Annotated in this window: 15 protein-coding genes and 2 pseudogenes; 12 read left to right on the plus strand and 5 right to left on the minus strand. The window is 68.5% G+C overall.

Annotated elements, in window-relative coordinates; translation table 11 throughout:
* The first annotated feature begins 429 nt into the window (after nt 1-429).
* From ABD255_RS17605 to ABD255_RS17620, 4 genes and pseudogenes are all read left to right on the plus strand, one after another.
* Nucleotides 430-2058, plus strand: coding sequence for a helix-turn-helix transcriptional regulator (locus ABD255_RS17605; RefSeq protein WP_344215143.1), 1629 nt, complete (start codon nt 430-432; stop codon nt 2056-2058).
* A gap of 118 nt (nt 2059-2176) precedes the next feature.
* On the plus strand, nt 2177-2548 hold the full coding sequence (locus ABD255_RS17610; RefSeq protein ID WP_344215145.1) for a YybH family protein: 372 nt from the start codon (nt 2177-2179) through the stop codon (nt 2546-2548).
* Nucleotides 2549-2877: 329 nt separating this feature from the next.
* Nucleotides 2878-3156: pseudogene (locus ABD255_RS43705) on the plus strand (NAD(P)/FAD-dependent oxidoreductase); the annotation flags it as partial.
* A 412-nt stretch (nt 3157-3568) separates the two neighbouring features.
* Nucleotides 3569-3757 carry a hypothetical protein gene (locus ABD255_RS17620; protein ID WP_344215149.1) on the plus strand — a complete coding sequence of 63 codons (189 nt, stop codon included), beginning with the start codon at nt 3569-3571 and terminating at the stop codon, nt 3755-3757.
* A 62-nt stretch (nt 3758-3819) separates the two neighbouring features.
* On the opposite strand, the gene ABD255_RS17625 is transcribed toward ABD255_RS17620, so the two are convergent.
* Together ABD255_RS17625 and ABD255_RS43710 are read right to left on the minus strand one after the other, a co-directional pair.
* Entirely contained in the window at nt 3820-4173 is a 354-nt protein-coding gene (locus ABD255_RS17625) for a hypothetical protein (protein WP_344215151.1), read from the minus strand.
* A 47-nt stretch (nt 4174-4220) separates the two neighbouring features.
* Nucleotides 4221-4604: pseudogene (locus ABD255_RS43710) on the minus strand (winged helix-turn-helix transcriptional regulator); the annotation flags it as partial.
* A 64-nt stretch (nt 4605-4668) separates the two neighbouring features.
* Between ABD255_RS43710 and ABD255_RS17630 the strand changes: the two are divergent.
* The 8 genes from ABD255_RS17630 (at nt 4669) to ABD255_RS17665 (ending at nt 13075) form a co-directional block, all read left to right on the plus strand.
* Nucleotides 4669-5025 carry a class I SAM-dependent methyltransferase gene (locus ABD255_RS17630; RefSeq protein ID WP_344215153.1) on the plus strand — a complete coding sequence of 119 codons (357 nt, stop codon included), beginning with the start codon at nt 4669-4671 and terminating at the stop codon, nt 5023-5025.
* 163 nt (nt 5026-5188) lie between these two features.
* On the plus strand, nt 5189-5482 hold the full coding sequence (locus tag ABD255_RS17635; RefSeq protein WP_344215155.1) for a hypothetical protein: 294 nt from the start codon (nt 5189-5191) through the stop codon (nt 5480-5482).
* A gap of 271 nt (nt 5483-5753) precedes the next feature.
* Complete coding sequence (locus tag ABD255_RS17640; RefSeq protein ID WP_344215157.1) at nt 5754-6479, plus strand: class I SAM-dependent methyltransferase; 726 nt, start codon at nt 5754-5756, stop codon at nt 6477-6479.
* A gap of 965 nt (nt 6480-7444) precedes the next feature.
* Complete coding sequence (locus ABD255_RS17645; RefSeq protein ID WP_344215159.1) at nt 7445-8026, plus strand: TetR/AcrR family transcriptional regulator; 582 nt, start codon at nt 7445-7447, stop codon at nt 8024-8026.
* A 13-nt stretch (nt 8027-8039) separates the two neighbouring features.
* A complete protein-coding gene (locus tag ABD255_RS17650; protein WP_344215161.1) occupies nt 8040-9197 on the plus strand; it encodes a glycosyltransferase in 1158 nt (385 codons plus the stop codon).
* 427 nt (nt 9198-9624) lie between these two features.
* Nucleotides 9625-9963, plus strand: a complete 339-nt coding sequence (locus tag ABD255_RS17655) for a putative quinol monooxygenase (RefSeq protein WP_344215163.1) — start codon at nt 9625-9627, stop codon at nt 9961-9963.
* Nucleotides 9964-10284: 321 nt separating this feature from the next.
* Complete coding sequence (locus ABD255_RS17660; RefSeq protein WP_344215165.1) at nt 10285-11394, plus strand: flavin-containing monooxygenase; 1110 nt, start codon at nt 10285-10287, stop codon at nt 11392-11394.
* Nucleotides 11395-11446: 52 nt separating this feature from the next.
* Nucleotides 11447-13075 carry a LuxR C-terminal-related transcriptional regulator gene (locus tag ABD255_RS17665; protein WP_344215167.1) on the plus strand — a complete coding sequence of 543 codons (1629 nt, stop codon included), beginning with the start codon at nt 11447-11449 and terminating at the stop codon, nt 13073-13075.
* A gap of 175 nt (nt 13076-13250) precedes the next feature.
* Here the strand turns inward: ABD255_RS17665 and ABD255_RS17670 are convergent, their stop codons facing one another.
* From ABD255_RS17670 to ABD255_RS17680, 3 genes are all read right to left on the minus strand, one after another.
* On the minus strand, nt 13251-14681 hold the full coding sequence (locus tag ABD255_RS17670) for an FAD-binding oxidoreductase (RefSeq protein WP_344215169.1): 1431 nt from the start codon (nt 14679-14681) through the stop codon (nt 13251-13253).
* Between the two features lie 221 nt (nt 14682-14902).
* Nucleotides 14903-16495: an HD domain-containing phosphohydrolase gene (locus tag ABD255_RS17675; protein ID WP_344215171.1), complete on the minus strand. Its 1593-nt coding sequence runs from the start codon at nt 16493-16495 to the stop codon at nt 14903-14905.
* Nucleotides 16496-17287: 792 nt separating this feature from the next.
* A complete protein-coding gene (locus ABD255_RS17680) occupies nt 17288-17545 on the minus strand; it encodes a hypothetical protein (protein ID WP_344215173.1) in 258 nt (85 codons plus the stop codon).
* Nucleotides 17546-17564 lie beyond the last annotated feature (19 nt).

Below are 17564 nucleotides of genomic sequence, written 5' to 3' on the forward strand. Positions count from 1 at the left end.
GGAAGTGCGCCGCCCCCGCCCCCAGAGGCCGTGTCGGCTGTGGTCCGTCCGCTGCCGAGACGGCAGCACGGGACGACGGACGTCCCCTGGTTCGGGGGTCGGCTGGTGACACCGCGCGACAATGATTACGACCAAGCGCCCACCGTATGGAACGGCGTGGTCGACCGAAAGCCCCGCTACATCGCCCAGTGCCTGACCTCCAGCGACGTGGCCGCGGCCATCCGGTTCGCGCGACCGCGAACTGACGCTAGCCGTGCGCGGCGGAGGCAGGTCCTCTGGGTCGCCGGCTGGACCGCAGCACGTCCGAAAAAGATCAACGCCTTCAAGGCAGCCGATGCACGACTCGCCTCCACACCCCATGAGTGAAAACGCGCGTCCGCAGCCGGTCGATTGCTGGCATCGCGGGTGGTCGTGGGTCAGCATGGGGCCGTGCAGGGTCCAGATCCCGATCTCGCGCGAGGACGTCAGGCCTACGCCGACGCCGCCTGGCTCGACGCGTCGGCTCACCTGTCCCGCGCCGATGAGGGGGCGCCTCTCGAGCCCGCGGACTTGGAGCTGCTCGCGACTGCCAGCTACATGCTCGGCAACGATGCGGTCTACGCGGCCTGCCTCGAGCGTGCCCACCACGCATACCTGAGCGCAGGCAAGACCCGGCGCGCTGCTCGGTGTGCCATCTGGATCGGCCACAACCGCCTGTTTCGCGGTGACCCCGTCCAGGCAAACGGCTGGTTCGCCCGCGCGCACCGGGTGCTTGGCAACGAGGACTGTGTCGAAGCCGGCTACCTGCTGATCCCGCAGTGGTTGACGGAGATGGATCGCGGCGACTTCGAGCGGGGATACGCAACGGCGGTGCGAGCTGAAGGGGTGGCGGAGCGGTTCGGCGACATCGACCTGGCCTGGCTCGCGCGCGATGACCAGGCCCGCGCCCTGCTCAACCTGGGGCGCGTCGACCAAGCGCTGCGGCTCGTCGACGAGGCGATGATCGCCGCTACATCCGCGGAGTTGTCGCCGATCGTCACCGGAATCGTGTACTGCAACACGCTCGCGTTCTGCCAGGACGCCCTCGAGGTCGCTCATGCCCGGGAGTGGATGCTCGCTCTGCTCCGATGGTGTGACAGCCAGCCCGCGATGGTGGAACACAACGGGCTGTGCCAGGTCCACCGGGCCGAGGTGCTGGAACTCGGAGGCGCCTGGTCCGATGCCCTTGATGCGGCGGAACTGGCGGCGGGCCGTCTCGATCAGGGGGTACTGAACCAGTTCGCCGGCGGCAGAGCGCGGTACCGGCAAGGCGAGATCCATCGGCTGCGCGGTGACTTCGAAGCGGCAGAGCAAGCCTTCCGGGCAGCCGGCGTGCGCGGGTACGAACCGCAACCTGGCCTCGCGTTACTCCGCCTGGGACAGGGCGACCCGGCATCAGCGGCGGCCGCGATCCGCCGCGCGCTGTGCGAGACCGTGCAGCGCCTGCCTCGTGCACGATTACTGCCCGCGTTCGTGCAGATCATGCTGGCTGCCGGAAAGCTGGATGACGCCTCGAGTGCAGCCGCGGAGCTCAAGGAGATAGCGCGGTCGCAGGGCACCACAGTGCTCCGCGCGCAGGCGGCGTACGCCACGGGGGCGGTCGCGCTCGCCGCGGATGCCCCCGCGGACGCGCTGGTCGCACTCCGGCTGGCTCTGGGGCGGTGGTTGCGCTTGGCAGCGCCGTACGAGGTGGCGCGCACCCGGACGCTCATCGCACTCGCCTGTCGCGCCCTGGCTGATGAAGACACCGCGGCGATGGAGCTGGATGCGGCCCTCGCCTCGTTCACGGCCATGGGCGCGCTGCCAGACGTCGCCCGGCTCGACGCGCTGCTGTTCCGGCGAGGCAGGCACGGACTCACCGAAAGAGAGGAAGAGGTACTCCGACTGGTCGCCGTCGGGCGCAGCAACCGGCAGATCGCAACAACCTTGATGATCAGCGAGCACACGGTGGCCAGGCACGTCCAGAACATCCTGGCCAAGGTCGGCGCGTCCTCGCGGACAGCGGCAAGCGTCTTCGCACACAAGCACGGCCTGGTGTGATCCTGGTCAGAACTAACCACACCGCGACCCGCGAAATGGCTGATCTCGTCGAAGCGGCGCGACCGCCGCGAAACCTACGGTGACTTACACGGCTTCAGAGACCCAGGCGGGTGATGACATGAACAGCACCAGTTCGCACGAGCTTCACCGAGACTTCGCGGCAGCCTTCAACTCGGGTGACATCGACGTTCTGCTGAGCCTCTATGAACCCGCGGCAGCCTTGGTGCCAGAGCCAGGCACGGTGGCCAAGGGGCACGTGGAGATCGGTGCGGCCCTCAAGCAGTTCCAGGCCATCGGCACGATGACCGCGCAGACGCGCTACTGCATCGAGATCGGGGACGTCGCGCTCGCCAGCGCGTCGTGGCGCATCTCGGGCACCGGGCCGGACGCTGAGCCCGTCGAGGTGAGCGGGACGAGCGCGGACCTGCTTCGACGCCAGTCCGACGGCCGCTGGCTGCTCGTTGTCGATCATCCGTTCGGCGCTACTTGATCAGCCGTCGACATCCATCACGAACCAGCTCTACGACGCCATCGTCGTCGGGGCCCGTTGTGCGGCTCGCCCACCGCGATGTTGCTCGCACGCAAGGGGTACCGGGTGCTCCTCGTCGACCGAGCAGTGTTCCCGAGTGACACGATTTCCACTCATCTGATCCACCCCGCCCGGTCTGGCGTCGTTGGACAGCTGGGGGCTGCTGGCCCGGCTCGTGGCGACCGGATGTCCGGCGATCGACACCTATGCGTTCGACTTCGGGCCCTTCACGATCGAGAGATCTCCGGCCGGCAACGGCTCTCGCGCCGCGTCGTGCGGTCCTGGACAAGATGCTGGTGGAGGCGGCAGTCGAGGCGGGCGCGGAGGTCCGGGAGGCGTTCACGGTCGAGGACGTCGTGATCGAGGGCGACGCCGTGACGGGCATCACCGGCCGCGGTGCCGGCGGGCGCAGCGTCACCGAGTACGCCCGGGTCGTCGTCGGCGCGGATGGAGTCCACTCGAAGGTGGCCCGAGCCGTTGGTGCCGTCACGTACGCCGAGAAGCCCAAACTCCAGTGCAGCTACTACTCATACTGGCAGGGGCTGGAGATGCATGGCCGGTTCGAGACCTACATCCGTCCAGATCGGGCATTCGCAGCCTGGCCGACGCACGACGACCTGACCGTAGTCATCTGTGGTCTGCCGATGCGGGACTTCGAGGCGAACCGGTCGAACGTCGAGGCCGGCTATCTCGCCACCATGGCCTTGGTGCCGTCGTTCGCCGAACGCGCCACGTCCGCGGCCCGCGTGGAACGCCTCGTCGGAACAGCGGTTCCCAACTTCTTCCGCAGACCGCACGGCCCTGGATGGGCCCTCGTCGGTGACGCCGGATACATCAAGGACTTCATCACCGCGCAAGGCATTCAGGACGCCTTCCGGGACGCCGAGCTGAGCGCGCAAAGCGCTCGACGAGACCTTCACCGGCAGGCGGACGTTCGACGTGGCGATGAAGGACTACCAGGAGAACAGGGACGCATAGGTCATGCCGATGTTCGAGTTCACCGCCCAGCTCGCCTCGCTGGACCCGCCACCACCGGAGATGCAGCAGTGGCTCGGCGCAGTGTCCAGGAGCCGAACCGCCATGGACGCGTTCGCCAGGGTGGCCGCCGGGCTGACGTCGCCTACCGAGTTCTTCTCCACCAAGAACGTCGAGCGAATCCTGGTGACCTGACTGTTCGAACCCGGAGCGGTTGGGCTGGAGAGCGAACCTCTCGGCCAGTGCCGCGGCCCTGGTTATGGCGTCGGCGTTGGTTGAGCCAGCGGAGCTTCGACGCACTTGTTCCAGGTTGGGAGCGCGCGGGCCAGCGCCGGCGAGCCGTGCACCTCGATCGCGCCGGAACGCAGCGCCGCGGCCCAGGGGAGCTGTCCTAGATGCCAGCGTGCGAACGCCAGAGAATCGTTGACGACCACGACGAGGTCCTCGGGACCGCCGGGATGCGTCTCGCAGATCTCCGCGTCGCCGTGTTCGATGAGCAGCCAGCCGCCGGCACGGGCACCGATCCTGGAGTAGGTGGGGTAGTCGAAGCGATGAGTACGCGCCGTTTCGGGAGCCGGTCCCGCCGAAGGTATCCCGTCGCCCAGGACCACAGGACAACGCCGGGATGGGCGTGCTCGGGTGTCAGCTCCGCCCATCTCGACCCCCAACGTTGTAGGGCAGACATGACCTCCCAGAGCTCTCGGCCGGCCTGTGTGGGCTGGTAGATCGATCCGGGACCGTCGGGCTTGGCCCGTATCTCGATCACGCCGGCGCGGGCAAGCTCCCGCAAGCGTTTGGAGAGCAAGCCCCGGGACAGGCCAGGTGCACCGTCTGCAATCTCGTTGAACGTTCGGCAACCGATCAAGATGTTGCGGACGATGATGACCGACCACCGCTCTCCGAGCAGCTCTGATGCTCGAGCGATAGGGCAGAACTGACCGTAGGTCCGCACACCGTCATCCTGACACCGGTCAGGCACCGCCGGCAGTTCAAGATCTGAACTCGTTCCGCCTGCGCATCTCCACGAGTTCAAACTCCGCACTTGTTCGCTGCCACTCCTGCGCGCACATTGCGATCAAACCGAGTCCTCGCGAACGGAGAGTGTCATGACCTCCTCGACGTACTTGCTGGCGGACCAGCCCTCGGAATCGGAGCGCCTGCAACTGCAGTCGCACGTCTGGGAGCCCAGCGGCCTCCGCCTCCTCGCTGAGATGGGGAGCTGTCCCGGTGGTCTGGTCGCCGACATCGGGTGTGGAGTGCTGGGGTGGCTGCGCCTGCTCAGCGAATGGGTCGGAGCCGAGGGCGAGGTCGTCGGCACCGATATCGACGACAGAATGCTCGCCAGCGCGGAAAGGATGGTGTCCGACGAGGGTCTCGCCACGTCAGACTGGTCAAGGACGATCTGTTCGCCAGCGCGCTGGAGCCCGGAACCTTCGATCTCGTCCACGCCCGTTTCGAGCTGACACCACTCGGCCGTGTTTCCGAACAGGTCGAGATCTACACGCGCCTGGCCAGGCCCGGTGGCGTTGTCGTGTTGGAGGATCCCGATATCAGTTCGTGGCATTTCAATCCCTCGGCGCCGGCCGCCGAGGAACTGATCCAGCACATGGTTGAAGCCTTCCGCCGATGGGGGACCCCGACGCCGGCCGCAAACATCTCCAGCTGTTCCGCGCGGTTGGCATCGACGCCGAAGTTCGCGCCGAGGTCTTGGCCCTACCGCCGGGACATCCCTACCTACGACTGCCACTTCAGATGGCCGCCGGCCTTAAGCCCAAGCTGCAGACCTTCGTGGATCCCAGTGAGCTGAAACAGCTCATCGCCAACGCGGAAAACGAGCTCAAGGACCCAAACCGCTGGGGTACGACATTCACACTCCTCCAATCGTGGGGCCGCACCGGACACACCGGAGGGAACAAATGATGAAATGCGCAGTACCGCTGTCGGTGCCTGCGCTGCGGGTCCGGATGGGTCGATCCGTTGCCTTGCGGTGCCGGGCTGGCGATGCTGTGGAGATCGGCGCTGATCGCGCATCGGGGTTGAGCATGAGGTCGGCCTCGGAACCGGCCCAGCAGGAGGAACCATGCAGCAAGCGGACGCACGTCAACAGTGGGAGTCGGCAGCTCCGGGGTGGGCTCGGTGGGAGCCGACGGTCGCCGCCTGGATGAAACCTGCCACCGAGACGATGCTGGACATGGCCGGCGTCGACACGGGGGCCCGGGTGCTCGACCTGGCCAGCGGCGCGGGGAGCCAGACGCTGGATGCTGCCCGCCGGGTCGGAGCACAGGGGCACGTCCTGGCGAGCGACATCTCCGACACGATGCTGCACCACGTCCGAGAGAACGCCCGTACCGCCGGCCTCGCCAATGTCACCACATTGGTCGGCGCCGCCGAGGAGCTGGACCTGCCCGCTGACAGCTTCGACGCGGCCATCTGCCGGCTTGGCCTGATGCTCTTCGTCAACCCGGCGCGGGCGCTTGCGGCGGTGCGGCGCGCGCTGCGACCCGGAGCAAAAGTAGGCGTGGTGGTCTTCACCACGCCGGCGGCCAATCCGTTCATGGCACGGACGATGCAGATCCTGCTGCGCCACGCCGGCAAGACGCCGCCGTCGCCGGGGCAACCCGGAATCTTCTCGCTCGGCGCCCCCGGGATTCTCGAGCAGCTGTTGACAGGGAGTGGTTTCGTCGGCGTCGTTCAACGCGACCTGGACACCGCCTTGCGCCTGCCGTCGGCGACGGAAACACTGACGATGATGCAAGAGGCGTTCGGCGCGTATCGAGCCGTCCTCGCCGACAGCCCCGAGGCCGTGCGAGCCGCCGCTTGGGCCGAGGTGGCGGGGGTGCTCAAATCGTTCGAAACCCCGGAGGGACTCGTCGCCCCGGCCGGAGTACTGGTTGCCGCAGGCACCAAGCCGGCGTGAGACCGTCAGCAATCTAATGCCTATCTCCTGGGCCACGTGGACGAGCGCCGACTGCGCTGCAGCAACGCCACCGCGCTTACGTCGCGACCGACAATCCCCGGACCAGCAGCCCGGACAGCCATTCACCCAGCCAACCCACCGCAGGAATCAGCAGCGACATTCGAACGTTTCCTATGGCAACAGCAGTACAATTGACCCGTCCTCACCGCCGAGGCGGGCATTGCCCCAGGCGAGCAGAGCCCGGCAATTCTCCAGTCGCTCGGCGCAGTTCTCGGCGAGCGCAAGGGCCTGCTGCGAGCACCTCTTTCGTCCTCGGTCTGGCTGGCGATCGACAGGTACCAGGCGTAGCCAGACAGCACCCGGGCCCGCACCGGCACGGGCGCATCGGCAGCCAGCGCACACATCGACGTCCCGTACGCCTCATGCGCGCCGATACCATCCCGACTCACCCACCGGTACCGCGCCAGTCGCTCCCAGCGCTCTGCGACCTCTGGCCCTCCCGGTTCCTGACGCCGGAGGCATGCCTCCGCGAGAACCACGGTGGATCGGGCCTGGGCAGCACGGCGGCTAGGGAGCAGTTGGTCGTAGATCGACACGTCCGGCAGCGGCCGGGTGTCCGGCGGCGACCGCACCAGTCGCCGCTGGGGTAAGCGAGGGCCACCCGTGCCGGCGCTGCCGATGGGTCCGTGCTGGCCGGCCCAGGCGTCGACTCGAAGGACCGCGCGCCCGGGGCCTGGTACAGCGCGATGGCGGTGGTGATGGCGACCGCCCAATTGCTTACCCTTGGCGAGTTTCGCAGGCGCGCGTCGCCTCGAGGTTCGGTGCGCAGCCCGTAGCCGTTGCAGCGTCGACTGAAGAAGCTCGTCCCTCTTCACTCGTACCACGCGCCGCGCAGCAGTCGCCCAACATTTTGACGTGAACACCCATTGACATCAAACAATGGTTTTGCGTTAATCGACAGTGACATGAAATCAACGCGCACTTACACGATGCGGGCTCGGGCCGAGTCGACCGAGGCGACGCGGCGCCGGATCATGGAGTCGGTCGTCGCCCTTTCGGAGGAGCGGCTCCGCTTGGAGATCGTCCTCGCCGACGTCGCGGATCGGGCCGGAGTCAGCGTGCAGACCGCGCTGCGCCACTTCGGGAGCAAGGAGAATCTCTTCGCCGCCACGCTCGAGTACCGTCGCGCTCAGGTACGGGAAGAGTGGGTTACGCCGGCGGGAGACGTCGCCGCCGCCGTCAGGACGATCACGGATTTCTGCGAACGCACCGGCGACTGGATGCTGGCGATCATGTCGCGCGAGCACGTTGACGACGCCTCCGCCAAGGTCGTCGCCGGTGGGCGAAAGCTCCACAGGGAGTGGGTGACCGAGACGTTCGCCGCCGAGCTCGCTGGCTGCGCCGACCCGGACGCGCTCGTAGATCTGCTCGTCGTCGCCACCGACCTCTACACCTGGAAGCTCCTGCGACGCGACGCCGGACGTGACCAGGCCACTACCGCGGAGCGGATGCTCCACCTCGTGCGGGCGGTGCTGCCCGCCTCCTGAGAAAGGAACCGCGATGGCCCGGATTCTGATCGTTACATGGGACGGCGGTGGCAACGTTCCTCCGATGCTTGGCATCGGCGCCGAACTGCGGGATCGCGGGCACGACGTCCGTGTGTTGGGCCACCCGCAACAACGCGCGACCGTGGAGGGAAACGGGCTCATGTTCGCGCCCTACGTGCACGCGCTTCCGTGGACGCCGGAGCGGATCGGCTCGGGGCTGGCGTTCCTCATCTCCTCCCTGAGGCTGTTCACCGACCCGCGACCCGCAGAGGACGTGCGGGCGGCCCTGCGCCACCGCCCTGCCGAGCTGGTCCTGGTCGACTGCATGAGCCTCGCTGCGCTGCGCGCCGCAGTGCGCTCGGGCCTGCCGACAGTGGTGCTCGTGCACGTGTTCCACAGCTTCCTGACCTCGGCGTGGGCGCGCGGCCCGATCGGTGCCCTCGCGACCCTGCGCGGTATGCGACCCGGTCCGCTCTGGGCTGCTGCCGATCGCGTGCTGGTCGCGTCCGACCGCGAGCTCAACCCTGCCGGAGTGGGACCGCTGCCGACGAACGTCCGCTACATCGGCCTGGTGCAGGGCCGAAACATCCGGCAGGCGGCGCCGCCGAACCCTGCAGTGCTTGTCAGCATGAGCACGATGGACTGCCCGGGGCAGGCTGCGGCTCTGCAGGCCGTCATCGACGCGCTGGCCGACCTACCGGTCCGTGCCGTCGCCACGACAGGCGGCGCCGTCGACCCGGCCGCACTCACCGTCCCTGCGAACGTCGACGTGCACCGCTGTCTGCCGCATGACGATGTCATGCCGGAGGTATCGCTCGTCGTGGGACATGGCGGGCACTCCTCGACGATGCGCGCCCTCGCGCACGGACTCCCGCTGCTGGTGCTTCCCCTGTTTGCCAAGGGCGACCAGCCGGCGGTCGGCGCCGCGGTGGCGACCGCGGGTGCCGGTCTGATGCTGCCGCCGACGGCGCCGCCCGCGCGGATCCGGGACGCCATCCGCACGTTGCTCTCCGACGGCCCGCACCGCGCCGCCGCCATATCCATCGGCACCCGGCTCCGTACGCAGGACGGGGCCAGCGCCGCCGCGGCCGAGATCGAGGCCGTGCTCACCACTCGGGCCGACGAGCTCCGAAAACGTCGAGGCCAGGAGGAACCGTCGTCCGGCGGGTGACAGCTCTGCCCCGACTTGACGGCAGCCCGTCCGCGCCGAGTTGGCGGGCTGCGGGAGCACGACGCGCGGCGCGGAAAGAGGGCCAACCGGCGGTAGCGGCCTCGTGGCCGTTGGATCGCGTTGATCAGTGCAGCGATCCCGTTCGTTGGCCATACCGCGAAACAGCGCACAGTGTCGGTGAGGCCGCACCGTCGGTGGAGGACGAGGAGGCGGTCGCGATCGCCGTGGGGCCGGTCCGCGACGGTCTCGGAGCGATCCCGGGATACGCGGGGGTCGTCCTATTCGGGCGCATCGCCAAATCCGTGGGGTCGTGCCATGGTTGTCTGGAGTTGCCATGCGGACTGCGATGAGCCTTTGGTCGGGGTCAGAGCGCCGGGGTCGAAGCGCGCCCGCCTGGTGCGCCACCGAGGCACGAAGGGAAAGACCAGTGCAGGAAACGGCATCCTCAAGCGCCAACGGAAGCTCGGATGCGATCACGCTCGTCGGCACGATGACGATCAAGCCTGAGCACGAACAGGCGTTTGTCGAGTTCGCGGCCGCCACTGCGCAGACGGTCCACGCGAATGAACCAGGCACCATCTTGTACGTGCTGCATAAGCACCCGACAGAGCCTCACACCTACGTCTGGGTGGAACGCTACCGCGACGCAGAGGCGTTGAAGGCGCACACGGACGCGCCCTACATTGCCGAGGCCATGAGCAAGCTGCCGAACTGGTTGTCCAAGCCACCGGAGTTGATTCAACTCAGTCAGATCGTGCCGAAGTAGCCCGTACGCGTCTTCGCCGGGCGGAGGGTGCGGCGGGTCCGCGTTCGGCCCGTGATCCAGCGGCCAACAGTTACTGCGTTCGGATTGCCGCTCCTGCCGGGCGCTGCTCAGCCGGGCGCTGCTCAGCCGGGCGGGCAAGCCGGCGGGGTCTGTGATGACTTCGAGCTTGTGCCAGTCTGCCGCTGCGGCTTGACCAGTCGGTGCCGTCGCGCGGCGCTCGTGGTTCGGTTTACCCACTGGGGTGACATGCAGTGGGTATCCAGCCCGATGTGCGGCGGGTCGCGCGCTCCTAGCGTCTTTCTGACGTGAAGGAGGCGTTCCATGACCACTCAGCACATCGAGACCCTGATCATCGGGGCCGGCCAGGCCGGGCTCGCTACCGGCTACCACCTCAAGCAACTCGGGCGAGAGTTCCTCATCCTCGACGGCAACGCACGAGTCGGTGACAACTGGCGGTGCCACTGGGACTCCCTGCGGCTCTTCACGCCGGCGAAGTACGACGGGCTTCCGGGACTGCCGTTTCCGGGTGACCCGTGGTCGTTCCCCGGCAAGGCCGAGGTCGGCGACTACCTGGAGGGCTACGCCGTCGACATGGACCTGCCGGTCCGGCTGCAGACCCGGGTCGACCGGCTCGAGACAGGACCGGGAGGCGGCTTCACCGCCCACCTCGGCGCCGAAGCGATCACCTGCGACAACGTCGTGGTGGCCACCGGGACCCGGGGGCGCACCCCCCACGTGCCCGAGTTCGCGGGCGCGCTGAACCCGTCCATCCGACAGTTGCACTCCACCGAGTACCAGCACCCATCCCAGCTCAGCGACGGGCCCACGCTCGTGGTCGGGGCGTCGCACAGCGGCTGCGAGATCGCCTACGAGATCGCCGAGCACCTGCCGGTGACCCTGTGCGGTCGCTACACCGGGAACGAGCCGTTCGCCCCCGGCTCGGGATGGGACCGGATCTTCACCCCGCTCGTGGTGCTGGTCGCGAACCACGTACTGACGCGCCGCACTCCGCCGGGACGCAAGGTGATGCGGTATCTCCGCGGCCCGCACCACGGCGCCCCGACGGCGCGGATCAAGCGGCGTCACCTGGCCGAGCGGGGAGTGCGGTGGCTGGAGCAACGGGTAACCGGGGCATCGGCAGAGGGAAAGCCGACGCTGGCCGACGGCACCGTCCTCGACGTCACGACGGTCATCTGGTGTACAGGGTTCGAGCACCACTTCGAGTGGATCGATCTGCCGGTCTTCGACGAGCAGGGCTGGCCGCGCGAGTACCGCGGGGTCGTCGACGAGGCGCCAGGGCTCTTCTTCTGCGGGCTCATCTTCCAGTTCGCGTTCAGCTCGATGGTGCTGCCGGGCGTCGGGCGCGACGCGGCGTACGTGGCCGGCAGGATCGCGGACCGCAGCCGGAACCGGCCCCGAGTCGCTGCCTGAATCCCAGCACGCGGGCCCTACTCGCTATCGTCAGAAGCGGAGATGATGCGCGATGGGCGTGGTCGACGACCTGCACCGGGCCCGGGAGGCCTACGAGCGACGCGAGTGGGTCTCGGCGTACCGCACGCTCTCGGGTCTGGACGAGTCCGACCTCAGCGCTGGTGACTTCGCGGCGCTCGCGATCACGGCGTACCTTCTCGGGCAGCGCAACGACTGCGTCCAGGCGACGCAGCGGGCCTACAAGGCGAACGTCGACGACGGCGATGTTCTCGGGGCCGCCCGCTCCGCCCTCTGGCTGGCCACTCTGCTCTTCGAAGGCGGAGAGGTTGCCATCGGGAGCGGCTGGGTGGCACGGGCGCAGCGGCTGCTGGACGAGGTCGAGGGCGACGTCGTCGAGCGCGGCTACTTGCTCGAGATGCAGGGGTTCGGCCACATCATGAAGGGCGAGCTCGCGGAGGCCGCGGCACTGGCGCGGCAGGTCACCGACTACGGGCGACGGTTCCACGACGCAGACCTGCTGGCCGTCGGTCTCAGCTTCGAGGGCCGGCTGGCGATCTACTCAGCGCGGGTCGCCGACGGGTTCAGGTTGCTCGATGAGGCGATGGTTTGGGTACTGGCCGGTGAGGTCTCACCGCTGTACTCCGGGCTTGTGTACTGCTCGGCCATCGAGGCCTGCCAGGAGATCTCGGACCTGGGCCGGGCTGGTGAGTGGACCCACGCCCTCACCACCTGGTGCGAGTCCCAGCCCGGCCTGGTGGCGTTCACCGGCCAGTGCGCGGTGCACCGCGGTCAGCTGATGCGGCTGCACGGCGCCTACGCCGAGGCCCTGGTGGAACTCGACCGAGCGGCTGCCCGGTACGCCGCCGCGGGCGGCCACCAGGCGGTCGGGCTGGCCTGCTACGAGCGCGGGGAAACCCACCGGCTCCGCGGTGATTACGACGCGGCGGACACGGCGTACGACGAGGCCGCCGAGCACGGGCACCACGCGCAGCCCGGGCGGGTGCTGTTGTGGCTGAGCCGGGGCCGCGTGGATGAGGCGGAGGCGGCGGTGCGCAGGCTGCTCGTCGAGGTCAGGGACCCGGTCCCCCGATCGGGCCTGCTACCGGCCGCGGTCGAGGTGCTGATCGCGGCCGGTGACGTCGACGGCGCCGCCGAGGCCATGCAGGAGTTGGATGGGCTCGCGCGGTCGTTCGGGTCCTCGGCGCTGCTCTCCGCGGCGAGCGGCGCATCTGCCCGGGTGGCACTTGCCACGGGTGACGCAGCGGGTGCCCTCACCTCGGCGCGGGCCGGGCTCGAGGGGTGGGCCCGGCTGGACGCACCATACGAGGCCGCTCGCTGCCGAGTGCTGGTCGGGCGAGCGCTCCGGCTCCTGGGCGACGAGGCATCCGCGACAGGCGATCTCGCCGAGGCGCGACGGACGTTCACAACGCTTGCGGCCGCGCCGGCCGAGCGAGAGGTTGCCGAACTGCTCGGGGACATCGACGTCCCAGGCGGGCTCAGCCCCCGCGAGCTGGAGGTGCTGCGCCTGGTAGCGGCGGGCAGGAGCAACCCCGAGATCGCGGCCGCGCTGTTCCTGTCGGAGAAGACTGTGGCCCGGCACCTGTCCAACATCTTCACCAAGCTCGACGTCGGCTCCAGGACGGCGGCCGCGGCCTTCGCCTACGTGCACCGACTGGTCTGAACGACCCACCGCGCCGCCTGCAGATCCTTCCGCCCCGGGACCCTCCCGAATCGGCGCTCCGCGCCCGCTACGAGCCCCGCTCGCTGACATCTGAGGCTCAGGAAACCGGTCAGGTCACCGGCCGCTTGGTTCGTTGCTCAGGTCAACGAACCACGCTGCGTCCCGGCCCCGAAGGCTACGACGCGGGCGTGATGTTGTTGTTCCGGCGGAAGAAGTTGTCCGGGTCGTAGGCCTTCTTGACCAGCCTGAGGCGCGTCAAGTTTGGCCCGTAGACAGTGTCCACGGCCGTGGACGGCGGTTCGCCCGCCAGGCCGGTGAAGTTGAAGTAGCTCCGTCCGGTCCCGAACCTGGCGAGGTTGTCCCACGCCGACCGCGCCCAGGCGATGCATTCGTCATCCCCGGCTGCATCGTCCCAGTAGCCGACGAAGGCGGCTAAGAAGGGTGCGGAGCGCTCCGGGAAGGCCGAATCCTCCGGACCCACCGCGCCGATGGCTCCGCCCATGTGCGCCAGGTTGACCTCCGACAGCGGCGCCGGCCGGCTGAGCGCTGCATCGGTGAGAACCCCGATCACCTCGTCCGATAAGTCGTCGACGTACTGCGACTTCCAGTAGGCACGCAGCTTGCCCCGGAGGTAGAGGGCGTCGAAGGCCGACTGGACGGCCGTGTAGGGCATCGGCTGGGACAGATCGAAGATCGGGGTCCCGATGTCCCGGATCGGCTGGAGGGCCTTCATGCCGTCCTCGACATCCCCAGCATGGACGCCAGCCATCACGGCACAGGCGCGTCCCTGCACCGGCTGGGGCACGTGCGGATTCTCCGGGAGTGTCACCGTGATGAAGACCGACGACACCTCGTCGGGGGCGCTCGCTGCGAATGACCGCCAGGAACCGAGGAGCTCGGCGACGTTCTCGATCGGATGGAAGCAGGCGGCGAAGGCCACCTCCGGCCCCACGGGGTGCAGGCGGTATCTGAACGACGTAACGAGCCCGAAGTTGCCGCCTCCACCCCGGAGGGCCCAGTAGAGGTCCGGGTTCGCCTCCGCGGAGGCTCTGTGGATGTTCCCCTCGGCGTCCACGACCTGGGCTTCGACGACGTTGTCGCAGCTCAGCCCGTAGCGACGGCGTAGATGACCGTAGCCACCTCCCAGCGTGAGCCCGGCGATGCCCGTGTCGGCGACGAAGCCGCCGGGTGTGGCCAGGCCGAAGAGCTGGGTCTCACGGTCGACGTGGCCCCACAGTGCGCCTCCCTGCGCATCGACCAGGCGCCGCTCCGGGTCGACGACGACAGCGCTCATCGCCGAGAGGTCGATCAGCATGCCTCCATCGACGGTTGACAGGCCGGCGATGGAGTGGCCGCCGCCGCGCACCGCAACGAGGAGTCCCCGCTCCCGGGCGAACTTCACGGCTTGGACCACGTCAGATGTCGTTGCGCAGTACACCGTGAAGGAAGGTTCCGCCGTGTACATGGCATTGAAGACGCCGCGGCCATCGGTGTTACCCGGGTCGCCCAGCAGGGCGGTTCCTCTCAGGCGGGTCCCAAGTTCCTCGACCTCGGTCTGCCGCACCTTCAGCTTGCCTCCGTCGAGAGCTGCAACGCTGATGTTCATCTCCCGTCCTTTCGCTTCCGCCGCGCGGCGCCGAGTGTCCCGATCGCTGCCGCATCGGACCTGTCGCCTGCCCGGAGGGTCAGGACGCCGACCGGTCGCCACTCCGCCGACCGCGATCCCGTCCGTTGGTCTCGGCAACTCGTCGATCGTCGCGGTGATCACCGCATGCCTGCCTCGCTCGGGTGAAGCGCGTCGGCCCGGATCGACCGTTCGACAAGATGCTAGGAGCGCGTCGGCCGCCGTACCATCGGGAGTTCTCCCCACGCGACAAGCCCGTGCTCCATGGCGAACAGCGTCGCCGCGGCGCGGCTGGAGACGCCTACCTTGCGGTAGGCGTTCTGGACGTGGCGGTCGGCAGTCTTGATCGAGATGCCGAGCGCACGGGCGACCTGTTTGGTCTGCAGTCCTCGTGCCAACATGGCAATCACCTCCGCCTCGCGCTCCGTGAGTCCAGCCGGGCGCTGGAGCCGCGGGGCTCGCTGTCCGGCTGCTTCGACGACTGCCGTGACCGCGTCGCCGTCCAGCCGTCCGGCCCGAGCTTCCCGGGCAAGCGCGGCCGCGGCGTCTGCTGACCGCATGGCGGGGCGATGGCCGCGCGGCTCGGTCATCGCGTGGTACGCGTCGGCCGCCGCGACCACGCGTGCCGGCATTGTCAGGTCGGCACCCGAAACGGCACGGTGATAGCCGACCCCGTCGAGGCGCTCGTGGTGTGCCCCGGCGACAGCCCCGAGCGCGGACAGGAAGGAGGAGCGCGAGAGGATGCGCTCGGTGTGGTAAGGGTGAAGGCGGACCTGCTCCCACTCGTCCGCGCTCAACGGCCCCGGCTTCTCCCAGATCTGCGCTCCGATCGCGACCCGCCCCAGGTCGTGAACCAACGCGGCGCGGCGCACCGTAGTCGTGCCTTCCAGACCGATGCCGCAGCGTTGCGCGGCTGCCTCCGCCAGCTCCGCGACGCCGGCGGAGTGACCAGCCAGGTTCGGTGAGATGAGGTCGGCGAAGCTGCCCATCGCCGCGAGTGCCCGGTCGATCCCCTCGCCGGTCAGCATGCGCTGTCGGCCAGGCTCGCGGGCAAGCGTCTCCTCCCACGACTCTGGCTCGTCGAAGGGGAGGATCTCGTCGGCATTGTCGGCGAGACAGGCCGCGACCTCGGGATCGAACGCACCTCCGGCGCGCTCGCGCACGACACGCACCGCAGCATCCGCCCCCACCAGCACACGCTGCAAGGCGGCGTCGGTGGCGACGTGGACGATGCGCATCGGCAGAGGGATCTGCTCCCCCTTGGCGCGGCGCAGCAGTCCCCTGCCATCCCAGCGGTCGGTGATGAAGGCGAGCAGACCCGCAACCGAGGGGGGAAGGCCCACCCTGCCGGCCAGCATCGCCGCCACCTCACAGGCCGCGGCGATTTGCGGGGGGACCTCCCGCGCCACTCTCGGCAGCCTGCGGGCGACCTGGAGGGCTCGGACCGGCGCCGCCCTACCGGGCTCCGGCAGCGAGCGCAGAAGTCCGGAGAGCATCCGGCGCCTCGGCCCGTACATCACGGGATTGAATCGAGCGGTCAAGGAATCGCGAAAGATCTCGGCGGTGACGTGCGCATCGGTGGTGCAGCCGGCGTGGGAGAGCAGGCAGGCGTAGTAGGTCTGCAACGCCGTAGAGCGGTCGATGCCGAGCCGGTCGCCGAGCCGCATCGCGATGAGGGTCGTATGCAGCCCGTGCTCGAACGGAAAGCCCATGCCGAGGTCAGTGGCCAGGCACAGGGCCGCCACGAGCTCCGCGCTCCGCACCTGCTCGCTGCCCTTGTTCGCTTCGGCCGACACAGCGCCACGCTACGCCGGTAAGAACCGCGTGCCGGTGAAGGACAGTCTTTGAACCCACCCTGCAGCTGGAGTGCCGCACGCGGCGGTTCAGGGGCGAGCGAGTGTCGGGGGTCGGTTCCGCTCCTCTGTGCGGCGTACCCCTCGCCGCAGGTACGTAAGCGTCGGGAGCGGCGGAGGGGCCACCGCCACCCAGCACTTGACCCTGCCGAATACGTCACTCCCCACTGCTCACGAGGCGCAACTGGTCAGGTCACTGGGTTGCGGGCGGCCATGGGCGGCCCTCGGCGAGCATGGCGATGGTTCTGACCGTGGGCCTCGAGGAGTTGCTGGCCATGTTTGGCTGCGGTGGACAGACAGCTGGGCATCGCGCACAACTGCGCTGCTGCGACGCAGCCAGCCCAGCAAGCTCCTCATAGGACGGGCGTCGACCGGCGGGCACCACACCATCATCAACAACTCGTTGCTCGGTGTTGATTTCCGAAGCCACTGCCGAAGCTTACGGACTCTCGCACGACACCTTTGCCGGCCGCGTGTCGTTCAGAGCCGAGGCCTAGGAACTATTATTGCTGTATGTCCTCAGCTGGGGTTTCCTGGCTCGTTTGGCTGGCCGCCGGTGTTGGCGGTGCGATCCTTGGTGCCCTGCTTGTAGGTTTGTGGGTGGCGCTTTACGTCGATGAAGAGGCTCCCGACGTCGCACTTTTCATGGTGCCTTTTGGCGTTGTGGTTGGCGCCGTGGTTGGGTTCACGACATCCGTTGTGACTTGGTTCATTTACTCATCGAGGCGTCGATCGTCAGGCGCGCCGGTCACGCAGCACGAGCAGTGCGCCAGCGGTGATGAGCATCAGCAACGCTAGCGGGATGCGCGCGTTGACCTTGGATGCGGCCAGCTCGTCGGCTTGTACGGTGATGAAGCGCACCTGGTCGTTGTAACCACCCTGCGCGGTCACCTGAAGGTAGAACGTGCCGGCGCGCTCCACCCGGCCACGGAGAACGCCATCGCGGCCCGAACCGACACCAGGATAGGCGGCGTGATAGTAGTCCAGGGCCACTCCTTGCGGCTGGCACATC

It is taken from the genome of Kribbella sancticallisti (genome assembly GCF_039530625.1).
Classification (GTDB): domain Bacteria; phylum Actinomycetota; class Actinomycetes; order Propionibacteriales; family Kribbellaceae; genus Kribbella; species Kribbella sancticallisti.

Bases quoted from the DNA above. Each gene is read 5' to 3' on its own strand.
- ABD255_RS17660 (WP_344215165.1), top strand. From the start codon at position 10,285: ATGACCACTCAGCACATCGAGACCCTGATCATCGGGGCCGGCCAGGCC.
- ABD255_RS17670 (WP_344215169.1), bottom strand. From the start codon at position 14,681: ATGAACATCAGCGTTGCAGCTCTCGACGGAGGCAAGCTGAAGGTGCGG.
- ABD255_RS17665 (WP_344215167.1), top strand. From the start codon at position 11,447: ATGGGCGTGGTCGACGACCTGCACCGGGCCCGGGAGGCCTACGAGCGA.
- ABD255_RS17610 (WP_344215145.1), top strand. From the start codon at position 2,177: ATGAACAGCACCAGTTCGCACGAGCTTCACCGAGACTTCGCGGCAGCC.
- ABD255_RS17640 (WP_344215157.1), top strand. From the start codon at position 5,754: ATGGCCGGCGTCGACACGGGGGCCCGGGTGCTCGACCTGGCCAGCGGC.
- ABD255_RS17630 (WP_344215153.1), top strand. From the start codon at position 4,669: ATGACCTCCTCGACGTACTTGCTGGCGGACCAGCCCTCGGAATCGGAG.
- ABD255_RS17620 (WP_344215149.1), top strand. From the start codon at position 3,569: ATGCCGATGTTCGAGTTCACCGCCCAGCTCGCCTCGCTGGACCCGCCA.
- ABD255_RS17650 (WP_344215161.1), top strand. From the start codon at position 8,040: ATGGCCCGGATTCTGATCGTTACATGGGACGGCGGTGGCAACGTTCCT.
- ABD255_RS17635 (WP_344215155.1), top strand. From the start codon at position 5,189: ATGGGGGACCCCGACGCCGGCCGCAAACATCTCCAGCTGTTCCGCGCG.
- ABD255_RS17645 (WP_344215159.1), top strand. From the start codon at position 7,445: ATGAAATCAACGCGCACTTACACGATGCGGGCTCGGGCCGAGTCGACC.